Origin of the sequence: Marvinbryantia sp. (genome assembly GCF_047017445.1) — a bacterium.
Lineage (GTDB): Bacteria > Bacillota > Clostridia > Lachnospirales > Lachnospiraceae > Marvinbryantia.
On record NZ_JBKXTT010000006.1, the window covers coordinates 260,394 to 279,497 of the forward strand.

The 19,104-nt window shown below is 48.6% G+C and carries 16 protein-coding genes, 1 tRNA gene, 1 pseudogene and 1 riboswitch; of the genes and pseudogenes, 1 reads left to right on the forward strand and 17 read right to left on the reverse strand.

The window, feature by feature from the left end:
* Positions 1–4 precede the first annotated feature (4 nt).
* From ACLU9Q_RS09195 to ACLU9Q_RS09230, 8 genes are all read right to left on the reverse strand, one after another.
* On the reverse strand, positions 5–2,308 hold the full coding sequence (locus ACLU9Q_RS09195; RefSeq protein ID WP_330490603.1) for a bifunctional (p)ppGpp synthetase/guanosine-3',5'-bis(diphosphate) 3'-pyrophosphohydrolase: 2,304 nt from the start codon (positions 2,306–2,308) through the stop codon (positions 5–7).
* 61 nt (positions 2,309–2,369) lie between these two features.
* Positions 2,370–2,897, reverse strand: a complete 528-nt coding sequence (locus ACLU9Q_RS09200; RefSeq protein ID WP_296840709.1) for an adenine phosphoribosyltransferase — start codon at positions 2,895–2,897, stop codon at positions 2,370–2,372.
* Positions 2,898–3,017: 120 nt separating this feature from the next.
* Positions 3,018–3,102: transfer RNA gene (locus ACLU9Q_RS09205), tRNA-Leu, on the reverse strand.
* 157 nt (positions 3,103–3,259) lie between these two features.
* Positions 3,260–4,957, reverse strand: a complete 1,698-nt coding sequence (locus tag ACLU9Q_RS09210) for a hypothetical protein (protein WP_296906753.1) — start codon at positions 4,955–4,957, stop codon at positions 3,260–3,262.
* An 18-nt stretch (positions 4,958–4,975) separates the two neighbouring features.
* Positions 4,976–5,956 carry a glycosyltransferase family 2 protein gene (locus ACLU9Q_RS09215; protein WP_412625076.1) on the reverse strand — a complete coding sequence of 327 codons (981 nt, stop codon included), beginning with the start codon at positions 5,954–5,956 and terminating at the stop codon, positions 4,976–4,978.
* Positions 5,957–6,081: 125 nt separating this feature from the next.
* Entirely contained in the window at positions 6,082–7,194 is a 1,113-nt protein-coding gene (locus ACLU9Q_RS09220; protein WP_296841088.1) for a hypothetical protein, read from the reverse strand.
* 204 nt (positions 7,195–7,398) lie between these two features.
* Entirely contained in the window at positions 7,399–8,154 is a 756-nt protein-coding gene (locus ACLU9Q_RS09225; protein WP_296841074.1) for a formate/nitrite transporter family protein, read from the reverse strand.
* A gap of 65 nt (positions 8,155–8,219) precedes the next feature.
* Positions 8,220–9,905 (reverse strand): formate--tetrahydrofolate ligase, encoded by a 1,686-nt coding sequence (locus ACLU9Q_RS09230; RefSeq protein ID WP_308593791.1) that lies wholly within the window; start codon positions 9,903–9,905, stop codon positions 8,220–8,222.
* A gap of 102 nt (positions 9,906–10,007) precedes the next feature.
* A riboswitch (THF riboswitch) is annotated at positions 10,008–10,099 on the reverse strand.
* A gap of 358 nt (positions 10,100–10,457) precedes the next feature.
* On the opposite strand from ACLU9Q_RS09230, the gene ACLU9Q_RS09235 reads away from it, so the two are divergent.
* The gene (locus tag ACLU9Q_RS09235) at positions 10,458–10,988 is read left to right on the forward strand and encodes an ATP-binding protein (RefSeq protein ID WP_296841175.1); all 531 of its coding nucleotides are present in this window, start codon (positions 10,458–10,460) and stop codon (positions 10,986–10,988) included.
* Between the two features lie 443 nt (positions 10,989–11,431).
* Here the strand turns inward: ACLU9Q_RS09235 and ACLU9Q_RS09240 are convergent, their stop codons facing one another.
* From ACLU9Q_RS09240 to ACLU9Q_RS09280, 9 genes and pseudogenes are all read right to left on the reverse strand, one after another.
* Complete coding sequence (locus ACLU9Q_RS09240) at positions 11,432–12,640, reverse strand: tyrosine-type recombinase/integrase (protein ID WP_022289530.1); 1,209 nt, start codon at positions 12,638–12,640, stop codon at positions 11,432–11,434.
* Between the two features lie 163 nt (positions 12,641–12,803).
* Positions 12,804–14,207 carry a group II intron reverse transcriptase/maturase gene (gene ltrA / locus ACLU9Q_RS09245; protein WP_412625079.1) on the reverse strand — a complete coding sequence of 468 codons (1,404 nt, stop codon included), beginning with the start codon at positions 14,205–14,207 and terminating at the stop codon, positions 12,804–12,806.
* Positions 14,162–14,893 (reverse strand): annotated as a pseudogene (locus ACLU9Q_RS09250) (phage integrase central domain-containing protein); the annotation flags it as partial. The gene ltrA and the pseudogene ACLU9Q_RS09250, both read right to left, overlap by 46 nt.
* Before the next feature lie 59 nt (positions 14,894–14,952).
* Entirely contained in the window at positions 14,953–15,198 is a 246-nt protein-coding gene (locus tag ACLU9Q_RS09255; protein WP_227147383.1) for a DNA-binding protein, read from the reverse strand.
* Complete coding sequence (locus ACLU9Q_RS09260; protein ID WP_013274262.1) at positions 15,191–15,613, reverse strand: type II toxin-antitoxin system PemK/MazF family toxin; 423 nt, start codon at positions 15,611–15,613, stop codon at positions 15,191–15,193. The genes ACLU9Q_RS09255 and ACLU9Q_RS09260 overlap by 8 nt, the downstream gene beginning before the upstream one ends.
* A gap of 472 nt (positions 15,614–16,085) precedes the next feature.
* A complete protein-coding gene (locus tag ACLU9Q_RS09265; RefSeq protein WP_013274263.1) occupies positions 16,086–16,367 on the reverse strand; it encodes a helix-turn-helix domain-containing protein in 282 nt (93 codons plus the stop codon).
* A 474-nt stretch (positions 16,368–16,841) separates the two neighbouring features.
* Positions 16,842–17,573, reverse strand: coding sequence for an ImmA/IrrE family metallo-endopeptidase (locus ACLU9Q_RS09270; RefSeq protein WP_412625082.1), 732 nt, complete (start codon positions 17,571–17,573; stop codon positions 16,842–16,844).
* Entirely contained in the window at positions 17,570–17,830 is a 261-nt protein-coding gene (locus tag ACLU9Q_RS09275; RefSeq protein ID WP_013274265.1) for a hypothetical protein, read from the reverse strand. Before ACLU9Q_RS09275 ends, ACLU9Q_RS09270 begins: the two co-directional genes overlap by 4 nt.
* A gap of 81 nt (positions 17,831–17,911) precedes the next feature.
* Positions 17,912–19,104, reverse strand: a 1,193-nt coding sequence (locus tag ACLU9Q_RS09280) for a DNA polymerase IV (RefSeq protein WP_412625084.1), incomplete at its 5' end; no start/stop codon positions are given.

The window sequence follows — 19,104 nt, forward strand, 5'->3', positions numbered from 1 at the left end:
CCTCCTAACCAGTCGTGCGGGCAATATCCAGAACGCTCTCCACCTGTCGGATCTTTCCGATCAGGGATTCCAGTTCTGCCCTGCTCTCCACCTCAAATGCCATGGCGATCGTCGCCGTTCCCTGCTTGCTCGTGCGGGAATTAACGCTTAATACGTCGATCTTCCGCTCAGTAAATATCTTCGAGATATCCACCAGAAGCCCGGTGCGGTTGTTGCCGAATATCTTAATTTCCGCCAGAAACCTTCCGGATACATCGCTGGGATTCGCCTGCCATTCCGCCTCGATCAGACGCACGCGCTCTTCCGTCGGAAGATGGATCATATTCACACAGTCTGTGCGGTGGATCGTCACGCCGCGCCCTCTCGTCACAAAGCCGACGATCTCATCCCCCGGTACCGGGCTGCAGCACTTTGCAAAGCGCACTGCAACATCATCGATTCCCTTTACGACAATGCCGTTTTTGCTGCCGTGCCTGTTCTGCCGGTCACGGGCATTTCCGCCTGCGGAAGCACCCTCGATCGTCTCCAGGACCTGGGCATCCGTCAGCTCCTTCTGCTGCTTTTTCTTTCTCTCCTCCTGAAGGCGGTTGACAACCTGCCCCTCCTTCAGGCCGCCGTGCCCGATGGCTGCCATCACGGAATCCCAGTCGCGGAATCCATATTTGATCATAACCGCCTGCATAAACTCCGGTTTTGTGAGCTCGCTCAGCACGATCCCCTTCGCCTTGCAGTAGGCGCTCATCATTTCCTTACCCTTGATGATATTGTCTTCCTTCAGCTCCTGTTTGAACCACTGGTTGATCTTGTTTTTCGCCTGTGTACTCTTGACGATCTTCAGCCAGTCGCGGCTCGGTCCTCTGGAATTCTGCGAGGTGATAATCTCAACGCGGTCGCCGTTCTGGATCACATAATCAATGTTTACCAGCTTTCCGTTGACGCGCGCGCCCACCATCTTGTTTCCGACCGCACTGTGCACATTGTAGGCAAAGTCGATCGGCGTGGATCCGGCCGGAAGATTTTTCACATCCCCCGCCGGAGTAAAGCAGTACACATTTTCCGCAAACAGGTCCAGATCACTCTTTAAGAGATTGAGAAATTCGTGATTATCCGACATATCCCGCTGCCACTCCAGGATCCGGCGCAACCACGTCATCTTCTCCTCTTCCTGATTGCCGCCCGACTTCTTGCCGTCAGACTGCTCCTTATATTTCCAGTGCGCAGCGATACCATATTCCGCCGTCTTATGCATCTCAAAGGTGCGGATCTGGATCTCAAACGGCGTACCGTTCGGCCCGATCAGCGTCGTGTGAAGCGACTGATACATATTTGGCTTCGGCATCGCAATGTAATCCTTGAATCTGCCCGGGATCGGCGTGTACATCTCGTGGATGACTCCGAGCGCCGCATAGCAATCCTTTACCGTATCCACGATAATACGCACCGCAAACAGATCGTAGATCTGATCGATCGTCTTATCCTGATTGACCATCTTTTTATAGATACTGAAAAAGTGCTTCACGCGGCCGTCTATCTGCGCCCTGATACCGGCATCCTCAATGTGCTTTTTCACCTCATCCACAATGCCCTGCACAAATTTTTCGCGCTCCGTCTTGCGCAGAGCGATCTTTTCCACCAGATCGTAGTAAACATCCGGCTGCAGATATTTCAGGGAAAGATCGTCCAGCTCCACCTTGATCTTGGAAATACCGAGACGCTGCGCGATCGGCGCGTAAATATCCATCGTCTCGCGCGCTTTTTCCTTCTGCTTCTCCGGGCTCATGTATTTTAAGGTACGCATATTATGCAGTCGGTCCGCCAGCTTGATCAGTATAACGCGGATATCCTTCGCCATCGCGAGAAACATCTTGCGCAGATTTTCCGCCTGCACCTCGATCTTGTCCGCCGAATAATTGAGCTGTCCGAGCTTTGTGACGCCATCCACAAGCTGTTCGACATCCTCGCCAAACTCCTCGCGGATTTCCTCCGAGGTCATAACCGTATCCTCCACAACGTCATGCAGCAGTCCTGCCGTGATCGTCTCCTTATCCATCTCCAGATCGGCAAGGATAATCGCCACACAGAGCGGGTGGATAATATACGGCTCTCCTGATTTGCGTTTTTGATCTTTGTGGGCTTCGCTCGCTATTTTGTATGCCTTCTCAACCATGGAAGTGTCTGCGGACGGATGATATTTTTTGATGCTTTTGATCAGCTCATTATAAAGCGCATTGGGATCGGTAAAATCCTCCATGCTTTTTACCGGAGCCTCCACACGCTTGATCTCCGCCAGTTTTTTGCTTTCATCCATTGTTGTTTTTTCCCTTACGTCCATTTAACCACCACTCACTTATGGGATATTTCTGTTACTCTTACTTTCCTTCGTAGCGCACCACGGATTCCACGTCGTAGCCTTTAAGCTTCTCGCGCCCGTTCAGACCGGCAAGCTCGATAAGGAAAACATTCTTCGCAACAACGCCTCCCAGCTCCTCGATCAGCGCGTTGCACGCCGCCAAGGTACCGCCGGTAGCAAGCAGATCGTCAATGATCACTACACGCTGCCCCGGAGCAACGGCGTCCCTGTGAATCTCGATCTCCGCCGTGCCGTATTCCAGGTCGTATTTTTTTGAAATCGTCGCGCAGGGGAGCTTTCCTTTTTTGCGGATCAGCACAAACGGCTTGTGCAGATTGTAAGCGATCGGCGCGCCAAACAAGAATCCTCTGGACTCTGTGCCCGCGATCACATCCACCTCGTCCGGATCAATCAGCGCCTGCATCGCGTCGATCGCCGCCTGCAGACCGTCTGCATCCTGCAACACGCTTGTGATATCGCGGAAAATGATGCCCGGTTCCGGAAAATCCGGTATGCTTCTGATATATTCCTCTACGCTCTTTTTCATTTGTCTTCCTCCACTCAATATATAAAATTTCCGGGAAAAGGTTCCTTAACCCAATTTAAACTTTAGTATATCATTATTTTTTATATTAATCAATTCTGAACTTTTTGAAAACAAAAAAAGTGCAGGAGATGGGACTTGAACCCACACGGTCTTAACGACCACAGGCACCTGAAGCCTGCGCGTCTGCCAATTCCGCCACTCCTGCATTTTTCTTATGATGTGCTGTTTCGTTCGCACGCATATTAATATACAATACTTTTTTTGAAATGTCAACTGCTTTTTTCAAATTTTTTTCAAATTTTTTTTCAAATTTTTTTCAAATTTTTTTCAAAATTTTTTTGTAATTTTTCTATCCCGACAGCTCACCCGATCCGATAGATTTTTGCATTTCCCGGCTCCGCCTCCAGCACCGCCTGCACATCCGCGTCGTAATAGGTGCGCAGATACGCCAATGTCTCCTCCACGTCGTCGTCCACAAGATAGATCTGTTCATTGCCGATCATATCCCGGAACGGGTTCGTGATCCCATACTCCCGCATCTTTTCTACATACCCCGGCGTGTTTGCCGGCCAGCCGCCAAGAGCCAGCGTATTCTCCATGAGACCCGCCGGAATGCTGTCGAAAACGCCGTAGCTCTTTGCCAGGGAAACGGCGCCTGATTTTGTGAGGTACAGGTGTTCCCCGTCTGACGCGATGTATTCCAGAACCTCCCGGCAGACGCCCTGCTTCTGCCGCTCCTCGGCGGTATTGATCCGCAGCCGCTTCTCCCACATGCCGTGCGCGGCAAGTGTAAGAAGGATACACAGCGCCGGACCCACCGCGTTTACGCATACACGCATAATTTTTCCCCGCGGGAATGCACCGCCCGGTGCCAGGATCCACAGAACCGTCATCGTCGCCGCCATCCAGATTCCCACATCCACGCGGTTGCGCAGGTACCGTCCCTGATAATACAAAAAACAGTACAGCAGACCAACTGCAAAAAATTCTCCAAGGATCGCGGCTATGTCCCGCCTTCTGTGCCGGACAGCGAGCAGCCAGACAAGCAGCGCCAGCAGGAAGCACCAGAAACCTGGAACCGTGTAAAGCTTCAGCAGAACCTTCTTTATAAATCCCTTCACAAAACGCAGATCCAATTTCACGGGCGTTTTTTTTGCGATCAGCTCCTCCATGATCTCCACGGAAAATTTTTCGGTATCCATATGATTCCAGCCGCGGATAAGCCGATAAGCGTTCTCATCAATCTCCAGCTCCTCATATGTCTCTCTGTTTTTCTCATAGTCCGGGAAGCCATAGTCGAAAAGCTCCGTCCGCGCCGCATTGTACTCCTCGTACCTCTGCCATTCCTCCGAGCGGTACGCCAGACGATCCGCCCCGCAGAGCACCGCCACCACGCCAAGAAGTGCTGCCGCCGCCCCGGCGTATCTTCCAAGACGCTTTTTTGCCGCGCCCGGCGCGAGCTGCCGCAAATTTATCAGCTCATAAATCACGATCCCCAGCATCAGAAACGCTTCCGCAAAAAACTGCGGCAGGCGATACATTGCACCAAAGCCTGCAAGCACAATCCCGCAGACGGCGCTGTGCTTCCTTATTCTTTCCCCTGTCACGGCGTCCAGCAGCAAAATCATCCCTGCCGCGGACACGATACCGGCCGTCTTTGTATACTGCAGCCGGATATAACCCTCATAGGCAAACAAAAGCAGTACCGCGACAAAGATCCAGCCGGACGGCTGCTTCCGAAAACGGCGAAGTTCCACATACGTCACCGCCGAGAAAGCGCAAAGCAGAGCGGCATACTGCAGCAGTGCATACCACGAAACAGCGTCTGTGACCCGATAAAGACGCGTGAGCAGCAGACCGATCAGATAATTCACATAAATCATATGCGCATCATACGTCCCCTTCACGCCGTTCACGATAGCGCAGAGTCCCATATCGTCGTTCGTCTCATATGCCGGCGAAAAAAGCAGTAAAAGCACCGCAAGAAGGCATATGTTTGCGCACACACAAAACCATGCCTTCTCACAATGCCTCTGTATCCATTCTGTTATTTTTTTCATCATTTCTCCCAACGCCAGTTATTCCTTATCCTCTTCCTTTTCTTCCGTCTCATATGTCCGGTCGCTGATAATATAGCGCGGCCTTGCCTTGGTCTCCAGATAGATTTTTCCGATATATTCCCCGATCACTCCGATGCAGATAAGCTGGATACCGCACACAAAGCAGACAATCGCACAGGTGCTCGCCCAGCCCTGCACGGTTTTTCCGGCGAAAAACTGCGCCACGATCCATACGATCATTAAAAAACTAAGAGCAGAAACCGCAAAGCCCATCGTAGAGATCAGGCGAATTGGTTTTACGCTCAGGCTGGTAATGCCGTCCATCGCCAGCGAGAGCATCTTTGACAACGGATAATGGCTCTCTCCGGCCAGCCGCTCGCTGCGCTCGTAATAAACCTCCGTGCTCTTAAAGCCCACCAGCGGTACCAGTCCGCGCAGAAAAATATTTACCTCTTTAAACTCGGCCAGCTCGTCCAGGACAAGACTGGAGATCAGACGATAATCGGCGTGATTATAGACCACCTCCGCACCCATCCAGTTGAGCAGACGATAAAACAGCTGCGCCGTGTATTTTTTAAAAAGGGTATCTGTGTCGCGCCTGCTGCGCACTCCGTACACCACCTCAAACCCTTCCAGATACTTTGCCACCATCTCATCCATGGCGTTAATATCATCCTGCCCGTCACAGTCGATGGAGATCGTGATGTCGCAGCGGCTGCGCGCTTCCATCAGCCCCGCAAGCACGGCATTCTGATGGCCGCGGTTTCTGCTCTGCGAAATGCCCATATAGCGTGCGTCCTTTTTCGCCAGATCGCAGATAATCTTCCAGGTATTATCCCGGCTTCCGTCGTCCACAAACAGGGTCCGGCTCGCATCGCTGATCATGCCCTTTTCTGCCAGCGCGCAAATCTTTTCCAGAAACGCCGGCGCCGTGAGCGGCAGCACCGTTTCCTCGTTGTAGCACGGAACTATAATATATAAAACAGGCGTTTTTCTCATATTGCCCCCTCTTTGGCAAAGCCACACTTTCCTTCGTTCATTATAGGGCAGAAACTGTCCCCTGTCAACACGGGCAAAAAACTGCAGAGCCGCGTGAATCCCACACTGCACTGCAGTTTTCTTTTTTAAACCTGTGTCAGAATATAATTGTATATTTTTTTGTAAGTGGCTGCCGTATAATGAAGCCCGTCCACCGTTGCGAACTTGTTTTTGGTGAGGTAGGTATTGCAGTCTATGTACTGGTTCGGGAACGCTTTCTTCAGCGCAGTGTTGAATTTCTTGATCCAGGACTGCAGCTCTGAGCAGGTGAACCATCCCCAATCATATTTTTTATCAATCGGGTTGATCGACATAAAATAAAACTTTGCCTTCGGATAGCTCTGCATCAGCTTTTTGTAGCGCGTAATATACAGATTATAATTCGCCACATCGTTAATGCCCAGATTAAACACTACCGTCGCCGTCGGGTTTGCTTTCAGTTTTTTCTTCAGCGCAGCCTCTCCGGTGCTCAAGAACCAATCGTAGCCCTCTCCCACCTTGGCAATACACTTGCTGCTGATGCCAACAGCGCTTCCCAGACCAACCGTTCTGGAATCGCCCACAAAGATATCTACCTTTCCGGTCTTTGCGGTCGTCCCCTTACCGGCATTCGCCTGCGTCTTGTCGCTCGTAGCGCCGGCAACCGCAGTCGTCCTTACACCGTTTGCATTGACATAATATTTTCCGATGGTCTTGTTGACCGCCATGGTTCCGTTGGACTGGAAGTAATAGTAATATTTTCCGATTTTCTTCCAGCCGGTCTGCATGACACCGACCGAGGAGAAATAATAGTATTTTGAAGCAATCTTCACTTTTCCAGTAGCCGCCGCTCCGGTCTTCGGTGAAAAATAGTATTTCTTGTTGTCTACCTTCTGCCAGCCAGTGGCAAGCGTGCCGTCATTCCTGAAAAAATAACGCTTTCCGTTATAGCGTCCGATCCCTGTCTTGAGGTAACCGTTTGACATGAAGTAGTAGATTTCTCCCTTGATGTTCAGCCAGGAGCTCTTCGCATACTTACCATTTTTGTAGCGGTAACGGTATCCGCGCGCCGAGATTACCCACTTTCCGGCCTTTGCCTTCGGCGCTTTCATAACGTTTGTAAGCTTCGCCGCCTCCGCCTTCATGCTAGGAGCAGTTGTCCCAAGTCCAAGCGTAAAAAGCAGACATGCCATCATGAAAATAAATCTGATTTTCTTCATAATACCTCCCAATAACTCCCAAATACTTTTTCAGTATAACACAGACAAAAAAATATCTCAACCTTTATTTAAAGATTGAGATACTTTTTTGCAACATCCGCAATATCTATGATATATTTTTGTAATTTTTATATATTTTCCCCATATCTTGCAGGAAGTTGTCTCTCCCGGCACGCTTTTCGCCCCGAAAAGTGCTCCGTCCGCTTACTCCTTCGAGATGAAATAATACGGAAGCGCCACAAATACGATGCCGCCGATCATATTTCCAAGCGTAACGATTGCAAGATTGTAGAGGAAACCGCCAAGACCGATCGCTGCTCCATTCATCATACCGATGGAGAGGAAGGTCATATTGGCAACGCTGTGCTCGAAACCGCAGGTAACAAAGGTTCCCACGCAGCAGAAATTCATCGCCATTTTCGCGCCCTCTGATTTCATTTTGGTTCCGCACCAGATCGCGATACATACCAGGATATTACAGAGAATCGCTTTTGCAAGCAGATTCATTGGCGTGCCGCTTGCCTTTGCCACCGCCGCGTTCTGGAAGAATGCACCGACGTCGCCGCTTCCCGGAATCCCCGTCATGGTAAAGATGCCCGCTGATACGACGGAGCCAACAAGGTTGCCAAGATAGCAAACCACCCATACCTTTATCACCTGCGACCAGGATACCGTCTTTTTCAGCCCGCCGACCGTCATAATGAAGTTATTTCCGGTAAACAGCTCTGCGCCCGCCATAGTCACGAAGCAGAGTCCCACCGAGAAAATAATGCCGCACACCAGCTTCTGCGCCGGCTGACCGGTCATACATCCGCCGACAAAGCCCATAAGGATGCTGCCGAATGCAATATACATTCCCGCCATAAAGGAGGCAATGACATACCCCACCGGATTTTTCTTCAAAAGGTTCCATTTTGCGAGCGCCGTGTTGGACGCCGCTTTATACTCATCCTGAAACATACTATGTACCTCCCGCATTAAGAATCCGCACAGGATGCGCTCCTGCGCGGATATATCTAAATCATTTAGAACAGACCGGAAATCTTTCCGTTCTCGTCTACGTCGATACGCTCTGCAGCCGGTACCTTCGGCAGACCCGGCATGGTCATGATCTCACCGGTAAGCGCTACGATGAAGCCTGCGCCTGCGGAGATCTTCAGGTTGCGTACCGTTACCTCAAAGCCGGTCGGTGCGCCAAGCTTCGTCTGGTCGTCGGTTAAGCTGTACTGTGTCTTTGCCATGCAGATCGGGCAGTGCTCGTAACCGAGCGCGGTCAGCTCCTTCGCCTGCTTCTGCGCATTTGCGGTCAGAACTACCTTGCTTCCGCCGTAGATTTTCTGCACGATCGCGTTCAGCTTATCCTCGATTGTTCCGTCAAGCTCATATGCAAAGGTGAAATCATTCGGCTGTTCGCAAAGCTTCACGACCTCTTCTGCAAGCGCGATGCCGCCCTCGCCGCCTTTTGCCCATACCTCGGAAAGGACAACGTTTACGCCAAGCTCCTTGCATTTTGCCTCTACCAGGTCAAGCTCTGCCTTTGTATCCGTCGGGAATGCGTTGATTGCTACCACGCACGGAAGCTTGTAAACGTTTGTAATGTTGCTCACATGCTTCAGCAGGTTCGGAAGACCTTTCTCCAGCGCCTCCAGATTTTCATTGTTGAGGTCAGCCTTTGCCACACCGCCGTTGTATTTCAGCGCGCGTACCGTTGCAACGATGACAACTGCGTTCGGCTTCAGTCCTGCCATACGGCACTTGATGTCCAGGAATTTCTCGGCTCCGAGGTCTGCGCCGAAGCCAGCCTCTGTTACCGTGTAGTCAGCAAGCTTTAATGCCAGCTTGGTTGCGGTTACGGAGTTGCAGCCGTGTGCGATGTTTGCGAACGGGCCGCCGTGTACGATCGCCGGTGTGTGCTCCAGTGTCTGAACCAGGTTCGGCTTCAGCGCATCTTTCAGAAGTGCGGTCATTGCACCCTCTGCGTGCAGGTCGCCTGCCGTTACCGGCTTCTGCTCGGAAGCTTTTCCGTATGTATAGCCTACGATGATCCTCGCAAGTCTCTTCTTGAGGTCGGTGATATCGCTTGCCAGGCAGAGCACTGCCATGATCTCGGATGCTACCGTGATATCGTAGCCGTCCTCTCTCGGCATACCGTTTGTCTTTCCGCCAAGACCGTCTACCACGTTTCTAAGCTGACGGTCGTTCATGTCCACGCAGCGTCTCCAGGTGATCTTGCGCGGGTCGATGTTCAGCGCGTTGCCCTGGAAGATGTGGTTGTCGATCATCGCTGCCAGCAGGTTGTTTGCCGCGCCGATCGCGTGGAAGTCACCTGTAAAGTGAAGGTTGATGTCCTCCATCGGGACTACCTGTGCGTATCCGCCGCCTGCAGCTCCGCCCTTTACACCGAATACCGGTCCGAGGGACGGCTCACGCAGCGCTACCATAACCTTCTTGCCGATCTTTGCGAGACCGTCTGCCAGACCTACGGAGGTCGTGGTCTTTCCTTCGCCTGCCGGTGTCGGGTTGATCGCCGTTACAAGGATCAGCTTGCCGTTCTCGGCGTCCGTTTCCTTTAACAGGTTGTAGTCGATCTTTGCTTTATATTTGCCATACTGCTCCAGATATTTCTCATCAATGCCCGCTTTTGCCGCAATCTCGGTAATCGGCTGCATCACTGTCTCCTGTGCAATTTCAATGTCTGATTTGAATCCCATAATGATTTTTCCTCCTGTTATCTTCTGCTGATTTTGGGCAAAAAAATGCTGCGCAAACCAAGAATATCCTGACCGGCCCATCAGAATCTCATGTTTTTACGCAGTAGCGGAAGCGATCATATAACGCGGTAAAACCTTCGTTCACCGGAAGTCTCCCCATCCGATGACACTTTACGTATAAGATCTACTCTACTTTATGATATTCAAGCAGTTCTTTTGCTTTCGTCTAACAGTATACCCATTTTCCCGTTGTTTGTCAAGGATTTATCAAAGATTTTTTTGCAAAAAATTCCGAATATTCTCATTTCGGAACTCCGCCCTTCTAGCTTCCTTTTATGTTCCGATTTCGGAATATATGCGTGACGGAGGCCTTCCTTATATTGCCGTTATGAACCGAACCCCGGAAAAGGTAGACACCTATTTAGAGGGTATCTACAATACAGTAATCGTAAAGGACATCGAAGATCGTCAGGCGCGAAAGAAACCGATCCGGATAAAAGAAAAATCACGGATATTCTCCTGCTGAAGACCCTTGCCAAATATCTGGCCAGTGTGGCCGGAAATCCGGTCTCCATCCGAAGCATTACCGACTATCTGACCTCAAACGGACGAAAAGTTTCACCTAACACGGTGAGCGATTATGTTGAGGCTCTCACAGAATCCTTTATCTTCTATCCGGCAGAGCGTTTTGATATCGTGGGAAAACAGCTTCTGAAAGCGAATCGAAAGTTGTATATTGTAGATCTTGGCTTACGGAACCATATCCTGCCGCGCAGTCAATACGATTTAGGATTTTCGCTGGAGAACATTACTTATTTTGAAATTCTGCGTCGGGGCTACCGTGTTATGATTGGAAAGGTTGGTAATACAGAAGTAGACTTTGTTGCAGAAAAGCAGGGAACCTATACCTATTTTCAGGTTACAGCAGATATGACTGCGCAAGACACCTTCGACCGTGAGCTGAAGCCATTGACAAATATCCGGGACAACTACGAGAAAATCGTTTTGACCGGAGATCGACTCACTGTAGGAAAATACAACGGCATCCAGGTCAAAAACCTGTCCGACTGGCTGTTGGGTTAAGCCGTATCAAAGTGAGTCAGAGCAGGTCAGACCGGAGCAATCGGATAGGGGAGATTTTACCTCCCCTTCCACACCACGCACGACAACTTTGCCTCCGGCTTCCTTCAGACCCCACTTCACAGTGACGCCCTTGCCATTGGCTGCACCCTTCCCACTACCGGGCGGATTCAGGACTTGCACCTGTTGGAAACGTGCGCCGCTAGGCGCACCACAAGAAAAACCCCGGAAAACATTGATTTTCCAGGGTTTTTGAACATTTCGATTGTAAAAATCCAACTGATTAACGCTTGCTGAACTGCGGTGCGCGACGAGCCGCTTTGAGACCGTACTTCACGAAACCGAAGCTCGATTTTGCTTGATTTTACGCGGTTTTTCAAGCTTTTTGCTCTTCGTCCACCAGTTCTTAAACCCACGATTTTGTAGGCTTTTGTCGGATTTTAACCCTAATCTTTTTTTGATGTGTCGATTGCTCTGTTGATCACCCCATGTAATTGGGCAGGTTTATTATACTTGACTTTGGCGTAAATGTCCATAGTCACCTTGCTGTTTTCGTGTCCGGCAAGATACTGTACGGTTTTAGGATCAACCGAAGCATAAATCAGGTTCGTGATATAAGTGTGACGCAATTGATGCGGTGTAACTTGAAAATCCATCGTATATACCAACTTCGGATTGTTCGGCTGATGCTCACCAAGCTTCGGCTTTACCACATGCTTAATCTTCTGCCCATTCACATAGGTGTAATAGCAGCGTTCTTCCGTAGAACGAACTGCTATGTACTTCCACACCCTCACGAACTGGGATTCAGCCAGAGCGTTACCATTCCTGTCAGAGATCACATATTCCGATTTTGACTTTTCTTTTGCCTCTTTCAAACATTCCACCAACTTGCCCGGAATGGGAATGTCCCTTTTAGCTGCTGGCGTTTTTAATTCTGTTGAAATTACCGGACGATTATTCACAGAACGCCATGCTCGCCGTACCGAAATATATGGAGTGGCTTCATCCAGGAAAACACAATCCCATCGCAGTGCAAGAATTTCTTCCCGCCGCAACCCTGCGTACAACCCAATCATTACGAAGACATACGGTGGTAATCCCCTGATTGTATCCAGAAGAATTTTCACCTGCTCATCCGTCAATGCCTTCTTTTCCTGCTTTGGTGTTCCGCCTTTTGCGGAAAGCGACGCAGCCGGATTATAACTGATGATTTTGCTTTCTTCTGCTGAATAGAAAACACATTTGATCAGCATATTCATTTTGCTGTACAGGGAAGCTGATTGCTTGGAGATTGGCACCAGCAGCAAGCGAAGGTCATCGGTCGTCACTTCGTCCATATACATATCTCCAATAGCTCCAATAATGTATTTTCTTATCGTGCGCTCATATCCACTCAATGTGTTTTCTCGCACACTCGCCGAGCGCATCTTCAACCATTTTTCGCAATACTCAGCTACTGTCGGATTATTCTTCCGGAATATTTCATTCTCAATACTGCGCTTCATCTCAATGGATTTATCGTACAGCTCTTCAGGAGTCTGTGCATATAGCGAAATCCATTTTCCATCCGCATCCTGCATTCGTGTTCTGTAATATTGAACGCCCCTCTTCATAATTGTTCCATATTCCGGCACTACTTTTTTTCTTGCCATTATTGCTTCCTCCATTTTCTTGATATATCCAAATTGATCCTTGCTCTTTAATTATCCAGAATGCTGCTCCGGTTCTCAAGGATGTCGGCTAATCGAGTAGGAGGGAGTGATTAGCTCCCGTCCTCTCACAGCACCGGACATACGGTTCACGTATCCGGCGCATTCAATAGTTGACGTGCACAGACTGATAGGCTGTGGCTAAATCATAAAAGCCACTGCTTATCAGTCTTTCTTTTGTCATTGCCATATTTACGGCTACTGTATGTGTTGTGAACCAATAGCCCCGGCGGCTGTTTCCCGCCTTCCTCGCCAAATCTTCTGGTACTCCCATCTTTATTAGGTTTCGCACCTTTGTTTTCGGCTTTTTCCATTGTTTCCATATACACATTCGTATCCTGTGATAGAGCCATCCATTGATGTCATCTATGTTGTTCTTCATGCTTGCTATTCCGTAATAGTTCAGCCAACCTCTTGCATACACTTTGATTTTCTCAAGGCTTGGTTTGATACTCTGTACCGACCTACGGGAAGATAGGTCTTTCAGTTTTGACTTAAACTTTTTCCATGACTTTGGATGAACTCGGACATAAATTCCACTTCCGTTCCTTCCCAATGCAAAGCCAAGGAACTTAAAATTTCGGATTGCAAACACGCTGACCATACGGCTTTTCTCTCGGTTTACTGTTAATTTCAGCTTTTCCTCAAGATATTTCGTACTACTTTCCAGCAACCGCTCTGATGCACGCTTACTCTTTGCGAGAAGCACGATATCATCTGCGTATCTGATGCACGGAACACCTCTCTTTATGAATTCTTGGTCGAACTCATTGAGGTAGATATTCGCAAGCAATGGCGACAGATTTCCGCCTTGCGGCGAGCCTTCTTCTGTTTCTATGACCACTCCGTTTTCCATTACACCGCTTTTCAGACAACGCTTAATCAGCTGCACTACACGTTCATCCTTTACATTCCGTCTCAGCAGATTTATGAGAATCTCGTGATTTAAGGTATCAAAATACTTTGACAAATCAAGGGCTACCGCAAATGTGTAGCCTTGTTCCGCATACTCCTTAATCTTTATGATTGCATCCTTTGCGCTCCTGTTCGGACGGTATCCAAAACTGTTTTCTGCAAACAATGGTTCATAGATTGGCACTAACTTCTGCGTTATTGCCTGTTGGATTGTTCGGTCTATCACTGTTGGTATGCCAAGCTTTCGCACACCACCGTCTGATTTTGGAATCTCAACCCTTCTCACTGGTGATGGAGTATATTTTCCTCTAAGTATTCGGTTAATTAACTCCTGTTGATGTTCCTTTAGATATGGCAGGGCTTCTTCGATGCTCATTCCATCAATGCCTGCCGCCCCTTTGTTTGCTTTCACTCTTTTGTACGCTCTGTTAAGATTATCTTTGTACAGAATCATTTCCAAGAGCTTCGGCTGTGCACTGTCTCTTTCTTTCCATATCCGCTTGAACGACCTTGACGCTTTCGCATACCCTTCATGTTCCGCACTATCTCTTTGCGAACAGCCATTATTACCGGTCGATTGTGCTCTGTATGCCAAGCTCTGCACACTGTCAAATACGGTGCTGCTTCATCCAGAAAAACTGAATCCCACTGCAATGCAAGAATTTCTTCTCGCCGAAGCCCTGCATACAAACCAAGCATCACAAATACATACGGCGGCAGTCCTCTTATCGCATCCAGCAATCTCTCCACCTGATCATCAGTCAAAGGGTTTTTCTCTTTTTGAGGAACGCCTCCGTTCTTTCCAGACAAATAAATTGTAGGATTGTCCTGAATCACTTTGCTTTCTTTTGCCGCCGCAAAAATGCTCTTATAAAGTATATTAACCGATTTGTACACAGACGCTGATTTTTTGGATACCGGAACCAGTGCCAGACGAATATCATCTGCTGTAACATCTGCTATATTCATATGACCCAGAGGCTTTATAATATGCCGGTTAACTTTCGATGTGTAATCCGTCAAAGTAGTGGCTCTTACCTGTGCGGATTGTAACAACAGCCACTTTTCGCAATACTCCTTTACTGTGGGGGATGATCTGCGAAATGTATTATCCTCAATCTGCTCTCTCGCTTCGAGCACCTTATCATATAGTTCTTCACGGGTTCTGCCATACAACGCCACCCGCTTTCCATCAGCATCCTCAATTCGAGTCCGGTAATATTCCTTACCCGCCATGATGACGGTTCCGTACTGAGGAATCGCATATCTTTTTCTTGCCATCTTCGACACCTCCAAACTTTTAGCTGATATATTCATTATTGCGAATAACCTGCCAATACTCAACGATGTCGAATTTCGCTCCTGGCTGTTCTTTTCCTTCGGAAAGTCGGATTGTTATCCTTCGGCCTTGCACGATGTGTAGACCTTGCAATATACTCCTGAAGTCCAACTTCAGTAAAATAAACACAGCCATTCTCAACATACTGAACGTAAGTGATCAGCCCTTCCATTCTTGCATGATCCAAGGTGTCCAAGCTAATTCCCAACATCTCAGCGGCTTCTTTACGCTTAATCAATTTATCCACCATCAAAATTCACTTCCTTTCGGCATTTGCCTTGCCTTTTTTTCTCTGCCTGTTCCGGAATATAATATCCAAGCTGCACTTTCACAGCTTCATCAATTCCGCGCATCTGTCCCTTACTTACCTTGCCGAGATACCGAATTACACAGGTCTTATCACATGTATCAAGCTGCTCCGCCAATACCATCGAAGATCTTGCCAGCCCTTTTGCCTTCCGAAGGAAATAATGTGTTGGCTGGCTTCTTTTCTTTTGAATCTTCGTTGTCAGAGGAGCAACCGTAATCGTCGGCGAATAAAAGTTGCCGACATCGTTCTGAAGAACCACTACCGGACGAACACCGCCCTGCTTTGATCCTATCGGAACACCAAGATTGGCAAGGTAAATATCTCCTCGCCGGTAAACCCAGTTTTCTTTCATCTGGTTGCCTCCAATCCCATAATCATCTATGGATAAAAGCTGACAGAAAATAATACAAATGCTTTATTCTGACAGCTTTTCTTAAAATATGGTTTCTCTGTACTTTTTCTTGGTACCCCAGAGATCGGGGATTTCTCACAAGCGGCAGTGTGCTTCACTGCTCCATTGGAATTTAACCATCCCGCCTTCTTTATGGCCGGACCGCGAATTACGGAAGTATCATTGTCCCTGACAGGCTTTTACACCACCGTCGGTTGCAATCCGACATTTGCTGCTGCGATTCCGCTTCGCCCCTGTTGGGCATCATGGCGTGCAGTCGAAGGCTCGTTCTGTCAGTAATGTACTTGGAGAATGAGTATTCAATTTTCATAGTTCATCAGCCTTGTTGCCTTAGCTGTAAAGTAAGTATAAAAGAATGCGGTTTTACATAACACGCCGGAAACTGCGACTTTGCCCACCTAATTTTGCGAGTTCACATCAGTGCTTCCTGAAGCTGCGTAATGGCATCCTGCACTCTCTTTTTCAACGCATCCACATCCTGTCTCTTGCCAATAATCAGATAATCCAGCGTTACTCCAAAGAATTCCGAAAACAGAATCATGTCGTTATAAGATGCCGATATTACTCCGCGCTCAATTTTTGAAATGCGTTTTGCATCAATATCAATCGCCTCAGCCAGAGCCTCCTGCGTATACCCTTTTGATTTGCGCAGCTCTTGAATTCTTGCTCCACATACATGCTGATCGTAATACATACGTTTCTCCTTCCGCACAGCCGGTACAGAACCGGACCGACGGAAGGTCAAAAAAGGAGCCGCATGACGGTGAAGAAAAAATCCTGTGCCGATAAAACAGAACATGGGTATTCCATAATTCTGTCTCATGCGGCATTCGGAAGACTTCGCCTGTCAGCGGCTCCACAGCACAGCTATGACTTATAAAATTGTGTTAATAGGGTTATTTATTGTCATCGCAACCATTCAGAGACGAATAGTAGAGCTGCAATCTCCGTAATCTTCTCATCTCCAAAACATTGAAGACGGTCTCACGTCCGCAGGCCTTGCATTTGGTCTGCACATGTCCTCTGGTATCCTCAAAGACGATGATTGAATTATGTCGGCAATAAGGACACCTGACAGTCCTGGGCTTTTGGGAAGCGATTGCATCCTTTGCCCGGATGATTTTAATCTGCATTTCCGCAGATGGTTCCGATACTCTGATATTCCTGCTCATGGCCACACCTCCAATGGATCACGATATTCATAATCCTTTTTCCGGTTCAGATAGCCCAGTTGTTCCAAGCGTATAGCAGCTGCCGATCTCGAAACGCCAAAGACACCACAGAAAGTGTCTATTTTGACCTGATCCTTGTCGTAAAAACGCCATCCATAACAGGTCAGAGGCTTTCTGCTGTTAATGAACCACATCGCCCGATCCACCTCTGACTGGGGCATCAGGATGGCAGCTCCCAGCGAATTGGCCTGCCATTCGTTCCAATCCTCCTGCGTTCTCAGAACGCGGGAGCCATTTCCTCGCACTTCCGGTCTCTTATGGCAGGCTATCTTTCGGTCATCGGAATCCAGCTGAAACAGTATCTGGTGAGCGCACTCATGTGCCAGCGTAAATCTGCGTTTTCCGCAGAGTTTCCGAATATTCGCTGGTTCAATGAAACTCTTGTCCAGAACCACATCATTGGTTTTCAGGAAGATGCTCCTCTGACTTCCATCAACCTCTATCTGATATTCTGTATCCACATACGCGGTCAGACCATAGATGCTTCCGTCCGAGGACAACTTTTGAAATGACACCTTCAGGTTCAGATAATCGGATGCAAACTGGTCAATGGGTGTCGGAAGTGCGAATCTTGCCGGATCATCTGCTTCGCTGCCGAAAAAGGACTTTTGAAAATCTCTTATCACTGCAACAGCGATTTCTTCTATGTTTTTCTGCGAAAGGATCATAGGCACGGCTCCTTTGCTTCAACGAACCATTTTTCATCTTCGTTGTACAGGAAACTCTCATGCCCACCGATCATGACCGTATAGCGGATTCCGCAGCCACCTACCTTCGTGGAAGCAGCCCGGCACTTATGCTTCAATCGGTCGATCTCATACACCCGTCCGTCAATCCACCGAATCAGACGCGGACGGATATTTCCCTCCGCATCCACATCCAAATTCACAGGTACATATACTTTTCTACATTTCTGTTCCGACATATTCTACGCTCCTCCTCTGTAAACCGGCGAATGTGTTGACTTCTTTTAGCAAAGAACTCACCAGATTCTGCCGGTGCTGTATTAACCAATCATTCCTGTCGGCATAACCAAATCCACTTTTCGCTCTGTCGGCATCTTGCTTTTCTGAAAAAGTACCCCATTTTTAATCGCATCTTTCCCGAATCGGAATCGAATCTGCTCAATCGCTGCGTCCAAGCGTTCCTGGCGATCCAGTGATTTCACATCAGTGAATAGGTCGTATTGTATCGGACAATCCTCTTCAAACAGGTTGATTGCCCGAACTGTCACCGAACGAATCGGGTGTTCCCACTGATAATTCTTATCAAACAGAGCAAATGCGGTTTTCGCCAGATAGGTGGGGCTTTGTGTCGGAATGCTAATCCGGCACTGCCACTCCTTCGTGAAAAGCTCATTGTTGCGGATGGAAATCGCAATTCCGCCTGCTTTCTTTTTATGCGTTCGCAGCTTAGTTCCGATTTCCTGCACCAGCTCCAGCATGACACACCAGACTTCGGCGTTATTTTCCAAATCCTGCATGGTCGTTATCCCGTGCCCAATGCTCTTTACCGGGGAGACATAATCGGAACGCATAACCGGCGAATCATCCAGTCCATTGGCATATTTCTTAATCGCCAGTCCATTCTTTCCAAGGCGGCACTTCAAGAAATCATCCGATGTTGCAGCAAGCTCTCCAATGGTATGAATCCCATAACCGGATAGAACCTTCTCGGTCGCTCTGCCGACTCCAAGCAAGTCAGAGGCAGGAAGACACCAAATCTTCTCACGGAATGAATCTGCTTCGATGCAGGTAATCGCATCCGGCTTTTTCATATCCGACCCAAGCTTGGCAAAAATCTTGTTGAAGCTCACTCCTGCGGAAATCGTAAGGCCCAGTTCAAACTTAACGGTTCTGCGAATCTCATCTGCGATTTCAAATCCAGTTCCCATGCAGCCGCTTCCGGTCACATCCAGCCAGCATTCGTCCATCCCGTAAGGTTCAATCTGGTCAGTATAACGACCGTATATCTCACGGGCTAATTTTGAAAACTTCATATATTGCTCATAATGCGGCTCCACGATCACAAGATCCTGGCACTTCTGTTTTGCCTGCCAGATTGCCTCTCCCGTGGAAACGCCAAACGCCTTTGCCGCATAGTTCTTCGCAAGTACGATACCATGCCGTTCCTCCACAGAACCACACACTGCCACCGGCTTGTTCTTCAGTTCCGGGTTCAGCATACACTCAACAGAGG

Coding starts and splice junctions, on each gene's coding strand:
- ACLU9Q_RS09195 (WP_330490603.1), bottom strand. CDS start 2,308: ATGGATGAAAGCAAAAAACTGGCGGAGATCAAGCGTGTGGAGGCTCCG.
- ACLU9Q_RS09200 (WP_296840709.1), bottom strand. CDS start 2,897: ATGAAAAAGAGCGTAGAGGAATATATCAGAAGCATACCGGATTTTCCG.
- ACLU9Q_RS09210 (WP_296906753.1), bottom strand. CDS start 4,957: ATGAAAAAAATAACAGAATGGATACAGAGGCATTGTGAGAAGGCATGG.
- ACLU9Q_RS09215 (WP_412625076.1), bottom strand. CDS start 5,956: ATGAGAAAAACGCCTGTTTTATATATTATAGTTCCGTGCTACAACGAG.
- ACLU9Q_RS09220 (WP_296841088.1), bottom strand. CDS start 7,194: ATGAAGAAAATCAGATTTATTTTCATGATGGCATGTCTGCTTTTTACG.
- ACLU9Q_RS09225 (WP_296841074.1), bottom strand. CDS start 8,154: ATGTTTCAGGATGAGTATAAAGCGGCGTCCAACACGGCGCTCGCAAAA.
- ACLU9Q_RS09230 (WP_308593791.1), bottom strand. CDS start 9,905: ATGGGATTCAAATCAGACATTGAAATTGCACAGGAGACAGTGATGCAG.
- ACLU9Q_RS09240 (WP_022289530.1), bottom strand. CDS start 12,640: ATGGCAAGAAAAAAAGTAGTGCCGGAATATGGAACAATTATGAAGAGG.
- ACLU9Q_RS09260 (WP_013274262.1), bottom strand. CDS start 15,613: ATGAAAGAAAACTGGGTTTACCGGCGAGGAGATATTTACCTTGCCAAT.
- ACLU9Q_RS09265 (WP_013274263.1), bottom strand. CDS start 16,367: ATGTATTACGATCAGCATGTATGTGGAGCAAGAATTCAAGAGCTGCGC.
- ACLU9Q_RS09270 (WP_412625082.1), bottom strand. CDS start 17,573: ATGATCCTTTCGCAGAAAAACATAGAAGAAATCGCTGTTGCAGTGATA.
- ACLU9Q_RS09275 (WP_013274265.1), bottom strand. CDS start 17,830: ATGTCGGAACAGAAATGTAGAAAAGTATATGTACCTGTGAATTTGGAT.